15 protein-coding genes are annotated in these 15,760 nt (G+C 67.3%); 6 read left to right on the forward strand and 9 right to left on the reverse strand.

The window, feature by feature from the left end; genetic code table 11:
* Window position 1 precedes the first annotated feature (1 nt).
* The 6 genes from E1J61_RS36405 (at window position 2) to E1J61_RS36430 (ending at window position 7,451) form a co-directional block, all read left to right on the forward strand.
* Window positions 2–1,444, forward strand: coding sequence for an anion permease (locus E1J61_RS36405; RefSeq protein ID WP_133098591.1), 1,443 nt, complete (start codon window positions 2–4; stop codon window positions 1,442–1,444).
* Window positions 1,445–1,461: 17 nt separating this feature from the next.
* Window positions 1,462–2,397, forward strand: a complete 936-nt coding sequence (locus tag E1J61_RS36410; protein WP_133098592.1) for a DUF2950 domain-containing protein — start codon at window positions 1,462–1,464, stop codon at window positions 2,395–2,397.
* Window positions 2,394–3,536, forward strand: a complete 1,143-nt coding sequence (locus E1J61_RS36415; RefSeq protein ID WP_133098593.1) for a DUF3300 domain-containing protein — start codon at window positions 2,394–2,396, stop codon at window positions 3,534–3,536. The genes E1J61_RS36410 and E1J61_RS36415 overlap by 4 nt, the downstream gene beginning before the upstream one ends.
* A 449-nt stretch (window positions 3,537–3,985) precedes the next feature.
* The gene (locus E1J61_RS36420; RefSeq protein ID WP_133098606.1) at window positions 3,986–4,906 is read left to right on the forward strand and encodes a TauD/TfdA family dioxygenase; all 921 of its coding nucleotides are present in this window, start codon (window positions 3,986–3,988) and stop codon (window positions 4,904–4,906) included.
* Between the two features lie 24 nt (window positions 4,907–4,930).
* Entirely contained in the window at window positions 4,931–5,992 is a 1,062-nt protein-coding gene (locus tag E1J61_RS36425) for a 3-keto-5-aminohexanoate cleavage protein (protein WP_133098594.1), read from the forward strand.
* Between the two features lie 160 nt (window positions 5,993–6,152).
* Window positions 6,153–7,451 (forward strand): multidrug effflux MFS transporter, encoded by a 1,299-nt coding sequence (locus tag E1J61_RS36430; protein ID WP_243737125.1) that lies wholly within the window; start codon window positions 6,153–6,155, stop codon window positions 7,449–7,451.
* 46 nt (window positions 7,452–7,497) lie between these two features.
* Here E1J61_RS36430 and mdcH read toward each other — a convergent pair whose 3' ends face one another.
* The 9 genes from mdcH to E1J61_RS36475 form a co-directional block, all read right to left on the reverse strand.
* The gene (mdcH, locus tag E1J61_RS36435) at window positions 7,498–8,430 is read right to left on the reverse strand and encodes a malonate decarboxylase subunit epsilon (RefSeq protein ID WP_133098595.1); all 933 of its coding nucleotides are present in this window, start codon (window positions 8,428–8,430) and stop codon (window positions 7,498–7,500) included.
* Window positions 8,418–9,074 (reverse strand): malonate decarboxylase holo-ACP synthase, encoded by a 657-nt coding sequence (locus E1J61_RS36440; RefSeq protein ID WP_133098596.1) that lies wholly within the window; start codon window positions 9,072–9,074, stop codon window positions 8,418–8,420. The genes mdcH and E1J61_RS36440 overlap by 13 nt, the downstream gene beginning before the upstream one ends.
* A complete protein-coding gene (gene mdcE, locus E1J61_RS36445; protein WP_133098597.1) occupies window positions 9,062–9,898 on the reverse strand; it encodes a biotin-independent malonate decarboxylase subunit gamma in 837 nt (278 codons plus the stop codon). The genes E1J61_RS36440 and mdcE overlap by 13 nt, the downstream gene beginning before the upstream one ends.
* A complete protein-coding gene (locus E1J61_RS36450) occupies window positions 9,895–10,746 on the reverse strand; it encodes a biotin-independent malonate decarboxylase subunit beta (protein WP_133098598.1) in 852 nt (283 codons plus the stop codon). The genes mdcE and E1J61_RS36450 overlap by 4 nt, the downstream gene beginning before the upstream one ends.
* Window positions 10,743–11,060, reverse strand: coding sequence for a malonate decarboxylase subunit delta (locus E1J61_RS36455; RefSeq protein ID WP_133098599.1), 318 nt, complete (start codon window positions 11,058–11,060; stop codon window positions 10,743–10,745). The genes E1J61_RS36450 and E1J61_RS36455 overlap by 4 nt, the downstream gene beginning before the upstream one ends.
* Window positions 11,060–12,007 carry a triphosphoribosyl-dephospho-CoA synthase gene (locus E1J61_RS36460; RefSeq protein WP_133098600.1) on the reverse strand — a complete coding sequence of 316 codons (948 nt, stop codon included), beginning with the start codon at window positions 12,005–12,007 and terminating at the stop codon, window positions 11,060–11,062. The genes E1J61_RS36455 and E1J61_RS36460 overlap by 1 nt, the downstream gene beginning before the upstream one ends.
* Window positions 12,007–13,665 carry a malonate decarboxylase subunit alpha gene (mdcA, locus tag E1J61_RS36465; RefSeq protein ID WP_133098601.1) on the reverse strand — a complete coding sequence of 553 codons (1,659 nt, stop codon included), beginning with the start codon at window positions 13,663–13,665 and terminating at the stop codon, window positions 12,007–12,009. Before mdcA ends, E1J61_RS36460 begins: the two co-directional genes overlap by 1 nt.
* A 135-nt stretch (window positions 13,666–13,800) precedes the next feature.
* A complete protein-coding gene (locus tag E1J61_RS36470) occupies window positions 13,801–14,718 on the reverse strand; it encodes a LysR substrate-binding domain-containing protein (RefSeq protein WP_133098602.1) in 918 nt (305 codons plus the stop codon).
* Window positions 14,719–14,781: 63 nt separating this feature from the next.
* Window positions 14,782–15,760 (reverse strand): AMP-binding protein (locus tag E1J61_RS36475; RefSeq protein WP_165971627.1); only part of this gene is annotated, 979 nt, incomplete at its 5' end.

A 15,760-nucleotide genomic window follows, 5' to 3' on the forward strand; every position in this document is an offset into this window, starting at 1 on the left:
AATGGAAACCTGGCTGAAGGCGCTTGCGCCCGTCATTGCAGCGATCGTAGTCGCCGTGATCCCGGCGCCAGAGGGACTTGCGCTGCACACGTGGCTATACTTCGCGATCTTCGTGGGCGTCATCGTCGGGCTGATGCTCGAGCCGCTGCCCGGCGCCGCCATCGGCCTGCTGGCGGTAACGCTGGTGACGGTGCTGTGCGAATGGGTGTTCTACAGCCCCGAGCAACTCGCAATGCCAGGCTTCAATCCTGCGAACGCGGCCCTGGCGTGGGCACTTTCCGGATTCGCCAACAGCACGGTGTGGCTGATCTTCGGCGCCTTCATGTTCGCGCTCGGATACGAAAAGACCGGGCTGGGCCGGCGCATCGCCCTCTTGCTGGTGCGGGCCATGGGGCGCAGGACGCTGACGCTGGGCTATGCGGTGATGATGGCCGACGCACTGCTGGCGCCGTTCACCCCTTCCAATACCGCGCGCAGCGGCGGCACGATCTTTCCCGTCATCCGCAACCTGCCGCCGCTCTATGACTCGAAGCCGAACGATCCGTCGGCGCGGCGGATCGGCTCGTACATCATGTGGACCGCGATTGCCAGCACGTGCGTAACCAGTTCGATGTTCCTCACCGCGCTGGCGCCCAACCTGCTCGCCGCCGAGCTGATCCGCAAGACGGTCCAGGTCGACCTGAGCTGGATGCGGTGGTTCATGGCCTTCGCGCCGGCAGGCATCGTGTTGTTGCTGGCCGTGCCGCTGCTCGCATACCTGCTGTATCCGCCGGAAGTGAAGCAAGGCACCGAGGTGCCGGCCTGGGCGGCGCAGGAACTGCAGAAGATGGGCCCGCCAAACCGGCGCGAGCTGCTGCTTGCCCTGCTGGTGCTGATCGCGCTGGCGCTGTGGATCTTCGGGGACAAGCACGTCAACGCGACCACCGCGGCGCTGATGGTGATTGCCCTGATGCTGGTGACCGGTGTCGTGACCTGGGATGACATGCTGTCCAACAAGCAGGCGTGGAATACCCTGGCCTGGTTTGCAACGCTGATCGCGCTGGCCGACGGCCTGAGCCGGACCGGCTTCGTCAAATGGTTTGCCGACACCATGGCAAGCCACATGAGCGGCCTGTCGCCGATGACGGCTGCGGTAACGCTGGTGCTGGTCTTCTATTTCACGCACTACATGTTCGCCAGCGTCACCGCCCATACGACGGCAATGCTTCCGGTCATGCTCAGCGTCGGCTCGACCATTCCCGGCCTGCCAATGGAGTCCTTTGCGCTGATGCTGGCCCTGACGCTGGGCATCATGGGCATCCTGACACCTTATGGCACCGGTCCGAGCCCGGTCTACTTCGGCAGCGGCTACCTGCCCGCCGGTGATTACTGGCGGCTTGGCGCCATCTTCGGCGTGATCTACATCGCCGCGTTCCTGGCGCTCGGCGTGCCGCTGCTGCTTTGAAACGGAGCCCTCCTGCCATGCCCTACGAACCGAGTCCCCCGCATAAGCCGGCGATTGCGCGATCCCGGGGTTTTTCGCCTGGTGCAGCCGCCGCCGTGGCCTGCCTTTGCCTGCTCGCACCAACTCCGGCGCATGCCCAGGCGCGCCAGGTCTTCGCTTCGCCCGATGCGGCAATGGCGGCTTTCGGCCAGGCGGTGCGCGCCGACGACGAGGCCGCCATGCGCCGCATGCTGGGGCCGAAGTTCCGCGACATCATTCCGCCGGCCGGCGCCGAAGTGCGGAAACGGTTCGACACCGCCTGGGCGCAATCGCATCGCTTGCAGCAGGCGGACAAACATGCCTTCATCGCGGTCGGCGACGATGGCTGGACCCTGCCGGTGCCGCTGGTCAAGGCGCCAGGCGGCTGGCAATTCGACACGCGGGCGGGTGTCGAGGAAATGCGCGTGCGCCGCATCGGCCGCAACGAGCTTGCGGTGATCCAGACCATGCAGGCGATCTGCGATGCGCAAGCGGAATACGCCCAGACGATGCACGATGGCGAGAAGCGGCTGGTCTACGCCAGCAGGCTGTCCAGCACCCCGGACAAGCATGACGGGCTCTATTGGCCGACCACCTCGAGCGAGTCACCGAGCCCGCTCGGCCCGGCTTTCCGCGACGCCGGCACGCGCAATGCAAGCAAGGACGGTTACCACGGCTACCACTACAAGCTGCTGACCGCGCAAGGGCCGCATGGCGACGGCGGTGCGCTCAATTATGTCGTCGACGGCAAGCTGTTCGGCGGCTTCGCGGTCCTGGCCTGGCCGGTGCGCTACGGCGACACCGGCGTGATGAGCTTCATCGTCAGCCACAAGGGGCAAGTGTACGAACGCGACCTGGGGCCCAACAGCGCGGCCAAGGCCGCTGCAACGAAAACCTTTGACCCAGCCCCGGGCTGGAGGAAGGTGTCGCCATGAGCCATCGCATCCTCACCATGGCCTGCTGCGGCGTACTGGCACTGGCCGGATGCCAGGGCGCCGGGCCGCCGGCCGCAACGCCGGCGTCCGCGCTGCCTGGCAGCGGCCCGACCCAGGCCCAGCGCGAACCCGCCCCGTACCAGGCAGAAGAAATCGAGGCCCTGGTCGCCCCGATTGCGCTCTACCCCGATCCGCTGCTGTCGCAGGTGCTGATGGCGTCCACCTATCCGCTGGAGGTCGCCCTCGCCGCGCGCTGGCTCAAGGAGCGCCCTGACCTGAAGGGCGATGCCGCGGTCAAGGCGGTGCAGAACGAAACCTGGGACGTCAGCGTGAAATCGCTGGTGGCGTTTCCGCAGATCCTTGGACCCATGGGCGACAAGCTGGACTGGACCCAGAAGCTGGGCGATGCCTTCCTGGCCCAGCAGAAGGACGTGATGGCTGCGGTGCAACGCCTGCGCGTGCGCGCCCAGCAGGCCGGCCACCTCAAGTCGGGGCCGCAGCAAACTGTGATCGTGGAACCCGCGACCGCGGCCGAATCCACGCAGCAGACCATCGTGCGCATCGAACCGGCGCAGCCCGGCGTGATCTACGTGCCGGTGTATGACCCCGCCATTGTCTATGGCGGCTGGGGCTATGCAGGATACCCGTACTACTATTGGCCGCCCTACGGACCCTACTATCCTGGCGACGCCTTCCTTGGCGGCATCGCATGGGGCGTCGGCCTGGCCGCGGCCGTCGCCATCTTCGGCGACTGCGACTGGAACAACGGCGGCGTCCATGTGGAGCACCACAAGGCCCGCAATATCGACCGCAACTTCGACGCCAGCAAGCTGGACAAGGGCCGCTGGCAGCACGACGCGCGGCACCGCCAGGGGGTGGCCTACCGCGACAGCGCCACGCGCGAACGATTTGGAAGGAGCACCGCCGATGCGTCGGGCCGCGCCGGCTTCCGCGGGCGCGACGCCACCGGCGGCCGGGACAACGGCTTCCAGGGCGTGGGCCGCGGCGGCAGTGCCGTGCAGCGTGATGTCAGCCGCGGAAACCAGAGCCTGCACTCGGGCGGCGGCCGGGCCGGCGGATTTGGCGGCGGACGCGGCGGAGGCTTTGGCGGCGGGCGTGGTGGCGGTGGACGACGTTAGGGAACCAATGCCCGTTTGGAGTGGTGCACTGGCACCTGGCTCCCGACATGACCGGATTCCCGAAGCGCAAGGGAAATCCATCGGCACAAAGACGCAGAATATCCATCCTCGCGCCCCCTCCTTCGCGCGCTGGAATGACGCCGGCGCCAGTCGCGTCAGCCGAGAGATCCTTATTTTTGCCGGCTAGCCGCCCTGATTTGACCACGATCAAGTCCGAGTCATCCGGCGCCGTTTCCTGGCGCCGAACGCAAAGCTTCTGGCATGGAAAGCAAAGTCCGGACGTAGCCCCCACGCTTACCTTGATGACAACGCAATATGCGTTGGACCCATATCAAGAGGAGACACAGAATGGCTACACCCGGTTATTGCATTGCGCATCTTGTTGCCGAAGTCTGCCTTGCTGAATTAGAACATTCCGATTCAGTCATGGTGCGTTCGGAGGCCGAATGATGCGCGTAGAACAACTGACCGCCAGCATCGGCGCCGAACTCATTGGCGTGAAACTCTCCGATGCCATTCATGACGATGGCTTGTTCAATGAGATCCGCGCCGCGTTGCTGCGGCACAAGGTTCTGTTCCTGCGAGACCAGGATATTTCTCGCGCCGAGCATGTCGCGTTTGCCGAGCGCTTTGGCAAGCTCGAAGACCATCCCGTTGCCGGCAGCCATCCGGAGCATCCGGGTCTCGTCCAGATCTACAAGCGGCCGGACCAGCCGATGGACCGCTACGAGAACGCCTGGCATACCGATGCCACGTGGCGCGAGGCACCTCCGATGGGCTGTGTCCTTCGCTGTGTAGAAACCCCTCCGGTCGGCGGCGACACGATGTGGACGAACATGGTTCTCGCGTACGAGAACCTGCCCGGTCACGTCAAGGCGCAAATTGCCGGCCTGAGAGCACGTCACAGCATCGAGGCGAGTTTCGGCGCGGCCATGCAAATCGAGAAGCGCCTGGCGCTGAAGGCGCAGTACCCGGATCCCGAGCATCCGGTGGTACGAATCCACCCGGAAACCGGCGAGCGGATCCTCTTCGTCAATGCCTTTACCACGCATCTCACCAACTTCCATACGCCTGCGTACGTGCGCTATGGCCAGGATTACAACCCCGGTGCGGCCGACCTGCTGCGTTACCTGGTGAGCCAGGCCTTCATTCCCGAATACCAGGTGCGCTGGCGCTGGAAGGCCAACAGCATGGCGATCTGGGACAACCGCAGCACCCAGCACTACGCGGTAATGGACTACGCGCCCTGCCATCGCAAGATGGAGCGCGCCGGCATTGTCGGCGACAAGCCGTTCGGCATTGGCGAGAAGCCATTCGGCATCGGCGAGGGCGAAGTCAAGCGGCACGCCGCACAGCCGGCCCAGGCCTGAACTATTTATCCCAAGGAGAGAGACATGGATTTCATCGACGGTTCGCTGTTCCCGGAGAACCAGCAGAAGCTGGTCATCACCGCAGCCCCTTATGGCCCGGAATGGATGCCTTCGGATTTTCCGCAAGATATTCCGGTGACGATGGAGGAACAGATCCAGAAGGCGGTGGACTGCTACAACGCCGGCGCTACCGTGCTGCACGTTCACGTACGCGAAGCCGATGGGAAAGGCTCGAAGCGCCTGTCCAAGTTCAATGAGTTGCTTGCCGGCATCCGGGCACGCGTGCCGGACATGATCCTGCAAGTGGGCGGATCGATCTCGTTTGCGCCGGAGAGCGAGGGGGATGTGGCCAGGTGGCTGTCGGACGATACCCGCCATATGCTTGCGGAACTGAAGCCGACGCCGGACCAGGTGACGATTGCGATCAACACCAACCAGATGAATGTGGTCGAGCAGATGTGCGCGGCAGATGTGGCCGGAACGTCCCTGGCCGAGCCGGCTAATTATCGCGCCTATCGCGAGATGACCATCCCCGCCGGACCGGAATGGGTGGAAGAGCATATCCGCCGGCTCAGCAGCAACGGCATCCAGACCCACTTCCAGCTTGCCAACATCGCGCAACTGGAAACGGTAGAGCGGATGATGCGCCGGGGCACCTGCAACGTGCCACTGATCCTGACCTGGGTGGCAATCGGCGGCGGCTTCGAAGCGCCCAACCTCTACAACCTGGCGAACTTCGTGAGGGCCTGCCCCAACGGCTCGGTGCTGACCCTGGAAACCTCGATGCTCAACGTGCTTCCGCTCAACATGATGGCGATCGCCATGGGGCTGCACGTGCGTTGTGGTATCGAGGACAACATCTGGACGCAGCGGCGGGACCGCAAGACGGGCACGGTCGAACAGATCGAGCAACTCGTGCGCATCTCGCGGGAGTTCGGCCGGGACGTTGCCAGTGCGAAGGAAGCGCGTGAGATCTACAAGATCGGCACGTTCTACGACGGCGCCGATGAGACGCTGGCGCAGAATGGTTTCGCGCCGAACCGCAAGCCTGGCCAGGTCGGGTTCACCCAGCACGCACGCCGTTGATCTGAAAGGATCAGGCCGCGTGGAGGTACAGAGATCCTCCGTCCCTGTACCTGCCCTGATCCCGTCTAGCATGTGAAGCGCCCGCACCCGGCGCGCTCCACCTGCTGGGGAAGACAGTCGCCTCGTTATATCCAGCCGGGTTTCATGTATGGATAGCACGATGTCACGCGAAGATTCCATGAGCCTGCAGTATCCGGAGACACGCGCGCAGGTGTCGGCCACAACCAGCACCGGCCCTCGCTTTACGATACTCGTGGGCGGCCTTGTGATGCTGGGCCAATTCGCCATCGGGACCTATCTACCAGCCTTCGGCTCGCTCAGCACGTCTTTGTCGGCCAGTCCGGCACAAGTACAGCAGTCTCTGACGGCATACATGCTTCCTTTCGGGCTGATGATGCTGTGGCATGGAGCAATCTCCGACGCAATCGGGCGTCGCAGATCCGTCCTCGCCGGACTCGCGCTGTTCGCCCTGGGGTCGCTGGTCTGTGCAGCGGCTTCGCAAATAGAGACCCTGTACGCCGGCCGCATCATGCAGGGGCTGAGTGCGGGAGTTGGGGCCGTCGTTGGCCGGGCCATGGTCCGGGACGTTGCCAGCGGGGCAACCGCTCAAAGGCAACTGGCACTGGTCGGCATGCTGTTCGCGCTGGCCCCTGCGCTGGCACCAGTCTGCGGTGGCTGGCTGCTGGCCTGGGCGGGCTGGCGCAGCATCTTTTTCTTTCTTGCTCTGCTGTCCGCAGGCTTGCTCGGGGCCTGCTGGCTTTGGCTGCCTGAAACCCTGCCGCCACCTGAACGGCATGTGCTGCATCCCATCCGGCTTGCTCAGGCGTATGGCAACGTTCTTTCGCATCGCAGCTTTGTGTTGTTGGCGCTGGCCAATGCTAGCGTCAACATGGCCATCTACGTCTATGTACTCGGTGCTCCCAGTTTCGTTACGCAGCACCTCGGATTGAATGCGCAATCCTTCGCATGGCTGTTCGTGCCGATTGTTGCGGGATTGCTGCTAGGCTCGCTCGCGCTATTTCGTCTTGCTGGCAGGGTGAGCCCATGGAAGACCATCGCGGGGGGGCACATCTTCATGTTCGCCGCGGCATTGGTCAATCTTTCCCTCGGCGTGTTCCATGCACCCGCGCTGCCGTGGATCGTGACGGCTCTTCCCTGCTTTGCCTTCGGCATGATGCTGACCCAGCCGAGCCTGCAATTGCTGGCTCTGGATTGCGCCCCGGCGCGCCGAGGCCTGGCGGCCAGTTGCTACCTGACGTTTCAACAGGTCGGGAATGGGTTGTTGTCCGCGCTGGTCATGCCGCTCCTTGCTGTCTCCCTTACGCGAATGGCACTTGGCATGCTGTCGATCCAATGCCTTGGCGCGCTCCTGGCCTACTTGGCGCTACGTTCAATGGACCGATCGCAATCCATGAATGGGGCCGGCGGATCTGGCGGCGGGAGAGGCGGGAGAGGCTAGCGGGAGCCGGTGCGAACGCCTCTGTCCGCTCTGGTTTGGACCTGCTTCAGGGACTCGCCCGCGTGCGCCGCATCAGCGCCACGATCGAATCCAGCCGCGTCCGGTCGCACGCCAGCGGCATGCCGTCGGCGAACATTGGCTGGGCCAGGCGCGTCAGCACGTCGCCCGGCGGCGCTTCCACCACCAGCCGTGCGCCATTGGCATGTGCCAGCAGCATGGTTTCATGCCAGCGCACCGGCGTGGCCATGTTCAGCGCCAGGTCGTCGGCGATCCTGCGCGGGTCGCGCAGCTCGCGCGCCTTGCTGGCGCTGAAATAACGCAGCGAGGGCGCGTACAGCGCCACGCCCTGCATGGCCTGTTGCAGCGCCTGCGCCGCGGCATCGAGCAGCGGGCAATGCGATGGCACATGGATGGCGACCGGCTTTGCGGCCTGCGCGCCGGCGGCAAGCGCCAGCGCTGATACCTCGGCCATCGCCGCCTCGCTGCCGGCGATCACGATCTGCGTCGGGGCGTTGAAGTTAGCCAGGTATACCGGCCGTTGCGGCGAGCACACCTGCGCCACCAACGGTGCGAGCCGGTTGCGGTCGAGCCCCAGGATGGCGGTCATGCCGTAGCCGGCGGGATAGGCCTGCGCCATCAGTTCCCCGCGCAGGCGCACCAGGCGCAAGGCATCGGCAAAGGAGAGCACGCCGGCAGTCACCGCGGCGGCATACGCGCCGATTGAAAGTCCGGCCACGGCGTCGGCGCGGGCGTCGTGAGCGGCCAGGCATCGTGCCATCGCCACGCCCGACGTCAGCAGGCACAGCTGCGTCCAGACCGTCGATTGCAGGCGCTCGGGCGTATCCATCCCTGCCACCCGTACTTGCAGGACCTCCTCCGCCTCGGCCAGCACCGCCGCCACTGCCGGGTCGGCTGGCAGGTCCTTCAGCATGCCGGGGCGCTGTGTCCCCTGCCCTGGGAACGTGATCAGGACTTGCATGGCGATGGCTGCCACGGATCGTCGCACAGGCACGGGCCGTGGTCCGTCTTCAGCAGCACCCTGCCCCCGCTGCGCAGGCGTTCCAGCAGCGAAAAGCCGCCGTACGGTGTCGCGATCTGGAAGTCGACGCGGACCGGCGCGGTGCGCTGCAGTTCGCCAAGCAACTCGAGATGGCTGGCCGCCAGCGGCTGGTCTGCCGTCACGACCAGATCCAGGTCGCTGTCGGCATGCAGCACGTTCTGCGCGCAGGCGAGCGAGAAGCCGGCGCTGCCGGTCACGCCCCAGCGGATGCCGGCGGCGTCGAGCCGGCCGGCGATGGCCTCGAGCGCGCGGATTGCCGGCAATGCCGCCAGGTCCGGGCGCAGGCGCCAGGCGCGCTGGGCGGCCAGCTCCATCGGCGTGACGAGCTTGCGCATCGCCGACGGCGCAATCCACGTGCCGAAGCGCTCTGCACGCGTGCGGCCGCGCAAGCCAACGGGGATCTCCCCCGGCCGGCGGCCGTCGCGACGCACGACCACCGGCGTGTCGTGCAGCGCCGGCAGCGAGACCCACGCCGGCAGCGCCGCGCGCTCCAGCACGCTGGCCGGGTCGTCCAGCCAGACCAGGTCGTGCGGCGCGGGCGGCGCGAAATTCACGCTTGCCATTGCCGCGACAGGCACGCGCGTACCTCTGCCGACGCCTTCCGGTTGGCCCCGCCGAGGCGGCCTTGCAGGCCCGGCGTCGGGTCGCGGCGGATGTCGGCCAGCGCGGACAGGATGGTGTCGCGCGCGAGGAGCGCATCGGCCGCCACCGGCGCACTGGCCGACTCGACCTCGATCAGCCGCCACAGGATGCCCAGCGTGGCGAAGTTCTCGATGTCGTAGGCCATCGGCGGTACTGTCGACGCCAGCGCCTCCAGGTCCTCGACCGTGCGCATGGTGATGCGGGCGGCGGCTTCCTTGCCCATCGCATGCACCAGCACGCCCGGGTCATTGAGCGCGATGATCCGGTTGGCCTGGTAGCCGTGCGCAAGGAAGGCGCCCGACATGGCGCGCCCGACGATCAGCGCCACCACCGGATGCCCGGCCAGGCGTGCCTCGGCATACGCGGCCACCGCGCCGGCCAGCGACTGGTGGATGCCCAGTGCCTCCTCGCGCCGGCCGTAGGCCTGGCTGGGCGTATCGACGATCGCCACGATGGCGCGCTTGGCCGGCGCGGCGCGGTCCGCCTCGATCGCCTCGCGCACCGCGCGCGCCAGCGACCAGCCCTCGAGCAGTCCGGCTTCGCCGTTGCGCGCGCGCGGGAAGCGGCTGGCGGCATCGGGCACCAGCGCAATCCAGCGCACCGTGGCGCCGGCCAGTTCGCCGTCGGCCACCTGCACGGAATCCGGATAGCCCGGCTGGCGCGACGCCGTCGGCGCCAGCGCCTGCAGCCAGCGTTCGCCGCGGCTGGCTGCGCGCGCGGCAGCGGGATGAAGTGGTGCGTTCATGCGTCGGTCCCCCGTTGAAACAGTGCCTGCACCTGCGCGGGCGTGGGCTGGTCGCTGGCGTCGTACGCCTGCAGCGAGGCCAAATATTGCGCGACTCGCTCGCTGCGATGGCTGGCGGCGACCGGCTCGCGCAGCAGCGCGGCAACCTGCGCGCGCATTGCGTCGCAGTCGTCGCCGACATACGCATCGGCGAAACCGGTGGCGACGCGCTGCGCGCCGCCGGTGAAGCTCCAGATAAAAGGCCGGTCGCGCGAGTCGTACTCGGCGATTCCCGCCTCCTGCTCGATCACGGCCGGGCCATTCAGCCCCAGCCGGCCCTCCTGCGTCATCACCAGCGCGCTGCACAGGCCGGCTGCGATCGACATGCCGCCAAAACAGCCCACCTGCCCCGCGATCACGCCGACCACCGGCTGGTAGCGGCGCAGGTCGACGATCGCCGCATGGATCTCGGCAATCGCCGCCAGGCCAAGATTGGCCTCCTGCAGCCGCACGCCGCCGGTTTCCAGCAGCAGCACCGCGCGCGTCGGTTCGCCGCGGCGGTTGTCTTCGGCCGCCAGTTCCAGCGCCCCGGCGATCTTGGCGCCGCCGACCTCGCCCATGCTGCCGCCCTGGAAAGCGCCCTCGATGGCCAGCACCACCACCGGCATCCCGTCGATGCGCCCCTTGGCCACCACCACGCCGTCATCGCTCTGCGGCACCACGCCTTGCGGCGGCAGCCACGGCGACTGCAGGCCGTCGAACGGCCCCGCCAGTTCGCGGAAGGTGCCCGGGTCGAGCAATGCACGCGCGCGCTCGCGTGCGCCGAGTTCGATAAAACTGTTGCGCGCCAGCAGTTCCGCCGTGTTCATGCGCCGTCTCCTTGCCGAGGTCCGCCCAGCGCCTCGAACGCTTCCGCCAGGCGCATGCCGACCACGCCGGGCGTCGCGCCAAAGTCGTGGATGCGGATCTGCATCGATGCGCGCGGCTCGGCGGCGAAGACGCGCGAGAGCTGCGCATCCCAGACGCGGCCGTAGCCATTGACCGAGGTGGTGACCTCCACCGTGGTCTTGCCGCCCTGGCCCGGCTCGACCACTACCTCGAGGTCGCCCGACCCCACCACGCCGACCAGGACGCGTCCGGTAGCGGGTTGCCCCGCCGGGAATTCAAATCGCAGTTGTTCCATCACAGTCCCCTGAAGTCGTTTTCTGCAGCCGTCACGTTGGCCGTCCCGTCCCGTGACAGCCGGTCGAGGAAGATCGTCGCGGCCAGCAGGTCCGCCGCGCCGCCCGGCGAGGCCCTGCGGGCCAGCATGCCGGCATCGAGGCTGCGCAGGTGGCGCCGCCCGGCAACCGTGCCCGCGCCGCCTGCCGACAACACCGCCTTCGCGCCGGCCTGCATGTAATCCAGCCCTTGCCGTCCTGACCGGGCCAGCACGCAGGTATCGTCCAGTTCGCTCATCAGCGCGAGCAGCGCGTTCAGGCGGGCCGTCGATTCGGTATCGCCGCGCGCGCGGCTGCGCTGCAGCGCCGGCAGCGCCAGCCGCGTCACGTGCGGGAAGCCCGCGCGCGCCTGGGCGCGCGCGCCGCCGACACCGTAGGCCAGACAGGCGAGTTCGCCCTTGTTGCCGGTGAGCCTTGGCCGGTGCCGGTCCGCCAGCGCGGCGATGGCGCCGGCAGTGGCGCTGATCGTCCCGGCACTGGCGGCCAGCCCTGCCGCGCTCGCGTGCGCCGCGGCGCCGACCAGCAGGCCGATGCACCAGATCGCGCCACGGTGCGTGTTGACACCGCCGGTGGCGGCCAGCATCACGGCCTCGGCCTCGCGGCCGAGCGCGCCCAGTTGTTCGCGCAGGCCATAGCCCACACGCGGCGCCCGCAGCCCGGCATCGGCCATGGCCGCGAACGACGGCCCCAGCGCGTGCGCCGAGCGCAGCATCAGCGGCAAGGTCAGGTCGGCATGGGCCCCGCTGCCGCGGCTGTCGACCAGGCCGGGCTTGGGCGAGAGCCGCGCTTCTTCGGCAATGGCGCCGACGGCGAGTCCCGCCAGCGCCTCGGCATGGGCCGAGGCCGCCGGGCGCTGCGCGGGCGCGTACGCGGCCTGCGCTTGCAGGATCCTTGCAGTGGCGGCTGCCATCACCAGCTCCGGAAGCGTGCCGGCGGCTCGTACAGCCCGCCGGACCAGTCGACCAGGTCGGCCATGCTCTTGGCCGCCAGCAGGCTGCGCGTGGCCTGGCTGCGCTGCACGCCCAGGTCTTCCGGCAGCGCGATCAGGCCGTCGCTGCGCATCCGGCGCGTGGTGGCGGGATCGTGCTTCAGGCCGATGGGCGTGACGCCGGCCACGGCGGCAATCATCCGGCGCCGCTCCTCCAGCGATTGCGCCTTGTAGAGGTAGGCGATGCCCTCTTCGGTCAGCACGTGCGTGACGTCGTCGCCGTAGATCATCACCGGCGCCAGCGGCATGCCGCTTTCGCGCGCGACCTCGACCGCATCCATCGATTCGACGAAGGTCGGCTTGCCGCCGGCCTGGAAGGTCTCGACCATCTGTACCACCAGCTTGCGGCCGCGCGCGAGCGGGTCGTCGGTTTCGATCAGGTCGAGCCACGCCGGCGTCGGGTGGCGGCGCCCGCCCGGCTGGTGGCCCATGTTGGGCGCGCCGCCAAAGCCGGACAGCCGCCCGCGCGTCACCGTGGACGAATGGCCGTCGCCGTCGATCTGCAGCGTCGAGCCGATGAACAGGTCCACCGCATACTGGCCGGCAAGCTGGCAGAAGGCCCGGTTCGAGCGCATCGAGCCGTCCGCGCCGGTAAAGAAGACGTCCGGCCGCGCGGCGACGTAGGCTTCCATGCCCAGCTCGCTGCCGAAGCTGTGCACGCTCTCGACCCAGCCGGTCTCGATCGCCGGAATCAGCGTCGGGTGCGGGTTGAGCGTCCAGTACTTGCAGATCTTGCCCTTCAGCCCGAGCGACTCGCCGTACGTCGGCAGGATCAGCTCGATCGCCGCGGTGTTGAAGCCGATGCCGTGGTTGAGCGACTGCACCTGGTGGCGCTCGTAGATGCCGCGGATCGCCATCATCGCCATCAGCACGTGGACCGGCTTGATCAGCCGCGGGTCGCGCGTGAACAGCGGTTCGCAGAAGAATGGCTTGTCCGCCTGCACCACGTAGTCGATCCAGGAGCCCGGCACGTCGACGCGCGGCAGGCCCGCGGGATCGTCGACGATCTCGTTGACCTGCGCGATCACGAGCCCGTCGCGAAAGGCCGCGGCCTCGACCAGCGCCGGCGTGTCCTCAGTGCTCGGGCCGGTGTAGAGGTTGCCCTGGCGATCGGCCTTGTAGCCGGCGATCAGCACCACATTGGGCACCAGGTCCACGTACAGCCGCGAATACAGCTCGATATAGGTATGGATCGCGCCGACTTCGAGCTGACCGTCCTCCAGGAACTGCGAGATGCGGATGCTTTGCGCCCCCGCGTACGAAAAATCCAGCTTGCGCGCGATGCCGCGTTCGAACAGGTCAAGGTGCTCGACCCGGCTGACGCTGGGAATGATCATGTGGAGCGCATTCACGCGCGCCGGATCGACCTGCGCCAGCGAGCGCGACAGGAAGTCGGCCTGCTTCTGGTTGTTGCCCTCCAGCACCACGCGGTCGCCGGACGCCAGCACGGCTTCCAGGAATGCGACGATGTCGCTGGTCGGCACCACCTTGCCGTCGGCAATGGCTGCGCCATTCTGCTTGCGGCGCGCCTTGGCTTGCCTGCGGGTATTCCACTGGCGGCCCGTGCTGGTGTTGGTCATCGCGTCTCCGGCTGGTGTCTGTCTGATGGCTCCACCTTAAACAGGCGGCGTCCGGCAAACAATCACGCCAGCAAATGAACCGTTACGCTGGCCGGAAGCGAGACCAGGGAGTGGGCGAAAAGCCGCCCGCGCCCCCTACTGGTCGGCTTCGCGCATCGCCATCCGGCACGCCGCTGCCAGCGCCAGCAGGTTGGGATCGCGCTCGCGGCGGCGCAGGAAGTTCAGCGCGATGGTCTGCTTGATGTCGTACTCGCCGGCCAGCGGCACGAACGCCACATTGCGCGAATACACGCCCTTCACCCGGCCCGGCAGCAGCGTGTATCCGATGCCGCCGCCCACCAGGTTCATCAGCGAAAAGATGTCGCCGACCTTCATCACCACATTAGGCGTGAATTCGGCAATACGGAACGCCTCGACAAAGCCGCTGTAGGTGACGAAGCCCTCGCTCAGGCTGACGAAGGGCTCGTCGCGGCAGGCACGCAGGTCCACCGCGGGCATCGAGGCATAGGGCGAACCGGCCGGCGCGGCAAAGAAGATATCGTCCTCGAACAGCGGGATCGACTCGATCTCCGGATCGTGCTCGGGCACGGCCATCAGCGCGGCGTCGATCGAGCCCTGCTTGAGCTTCTGCAGCAGGTCCGCGTTCGATCCCAGCATCAGCTCGGTCTGCAGCTCCGGGCGCCGCAGCTTCAGGCCGATCACGATCCTGGGCACGGTCTGGACCGTGAGCGAATAGAGCGAGCCGATCTTGAGGTGGTCGGCCGAAAAGCCGGCGGCCTCGCGCGTGGCGCGGATGCCGTCGGCCATGGCCTTGAGCACTTCCCTGGCCGTATCCGCCAGCACATGGGCGGCGTCGGTCGGGATCAGGTTGCGGCCCTCGTGGCGGAACAGCGCGCAACTGGTGCCCTCTTCCAGCGAGTGCAGCGCGCGGTGCACGCTGACCGTGCTGGTATCCAGGATCTCGGCCGCCTTGGCCAGGTTGCCCGATTCCATGAACGCCAGCAGGGCTTCGAGTTTGCGGAAGGTGATCTCTTCGCCGATGCGGATTCTCATGGGTCGGGGGGCTGTGGTTGGGGCAGGCTCCTATCTTAGCTGCGTGGCGGGCAATGCGCACCGCTAACTGGACTGGCCGAGTTGCGTGAGGATCGCCGGGTTCTCCAGCGTCGAGGTGTCCTGCGTGATTGCCTCGCCCTTGGCCAGCGAGCGCAGCAGGCGGCGCATGATCTTGCCTGAGCGCGTCTTGGGCAGGTTGTCGCCAAAGCGGATGTCCTTGGGCTTGGCGATCGGGCCGATTTCCTTGCCGACCCAGTTGCGCAGCTCGGTGGCAAGCTTGATGGCCTCTTCGCCGTTCGGGCGGGCGCGCTTGAGCACGACGAACGCGCAGATCGCCTCGCCGGTCATGTCGTCGGGACGGCCGACCACCGCGGCCTCGGCCACCAGCGGGTTGGCCACCAGCGCCGACTCGATCTCCATCGTGCCCATGCGGTGCCCCGACACGTTCAGCACGTCGTCGATGCGGCCCATGATGGTGAAGTAGCCGGTGTCCTTGTCGCGGATCGAGCCGTCGCCCGCGAGGTAGAGCTTGCCGCCCAGCTCCTCGGGGAAGTAGCTCTTCCTGAAGCGCTCCGGATCGCCCCAGATGGTGCGGATCATGGCCGGCCACGGGCGCTTGACCACCAGGATGCCGCCGTTGCCGTTGGGCAGGTCATGGCCGGTCTCGTCGACGATGGCGGCCATGATGCCCGGCAGCGGCAGCGTGCACGAGCCCGGCACCAGCGGTGTTGCGCCCGGCAGCGGCGTGATCATGTGGCCGCCGGTCTCGGTCTGCCAGAAGGTGTCGACGATCGGGCAGCGCTCGTTGCCGATATTCTTGTAGTACCACATCCACGCCTCGGGATTGATCGGCTCGCCCACCGTGCCGAGCAGGCGCAGGCTCGACAGGTCGTATTGCTTCGGGTGGATCTTCTCGTCGGCCTCGGCGGCCTTGATCAGCGAGCGGATCGCGGTCGGCGCGGTATAGAAGATGCTGACCTTGTGGCGCGCGATCATGTCCCAGAAGCGGCCGGCGTTCGGGTAGGTCGGCACGCCTTCGAAC

Source organism: Cupriavidus sp. L7L (assembly GCF_004353535.1).
GTDB classification, from domain to species: Bacteria; Pseudomonadota; Gammaproteobacteria; order Burkholderiales; family Burkholderiaceae; genus Cupriavidus; species Cupriavidus oxalaticus_A.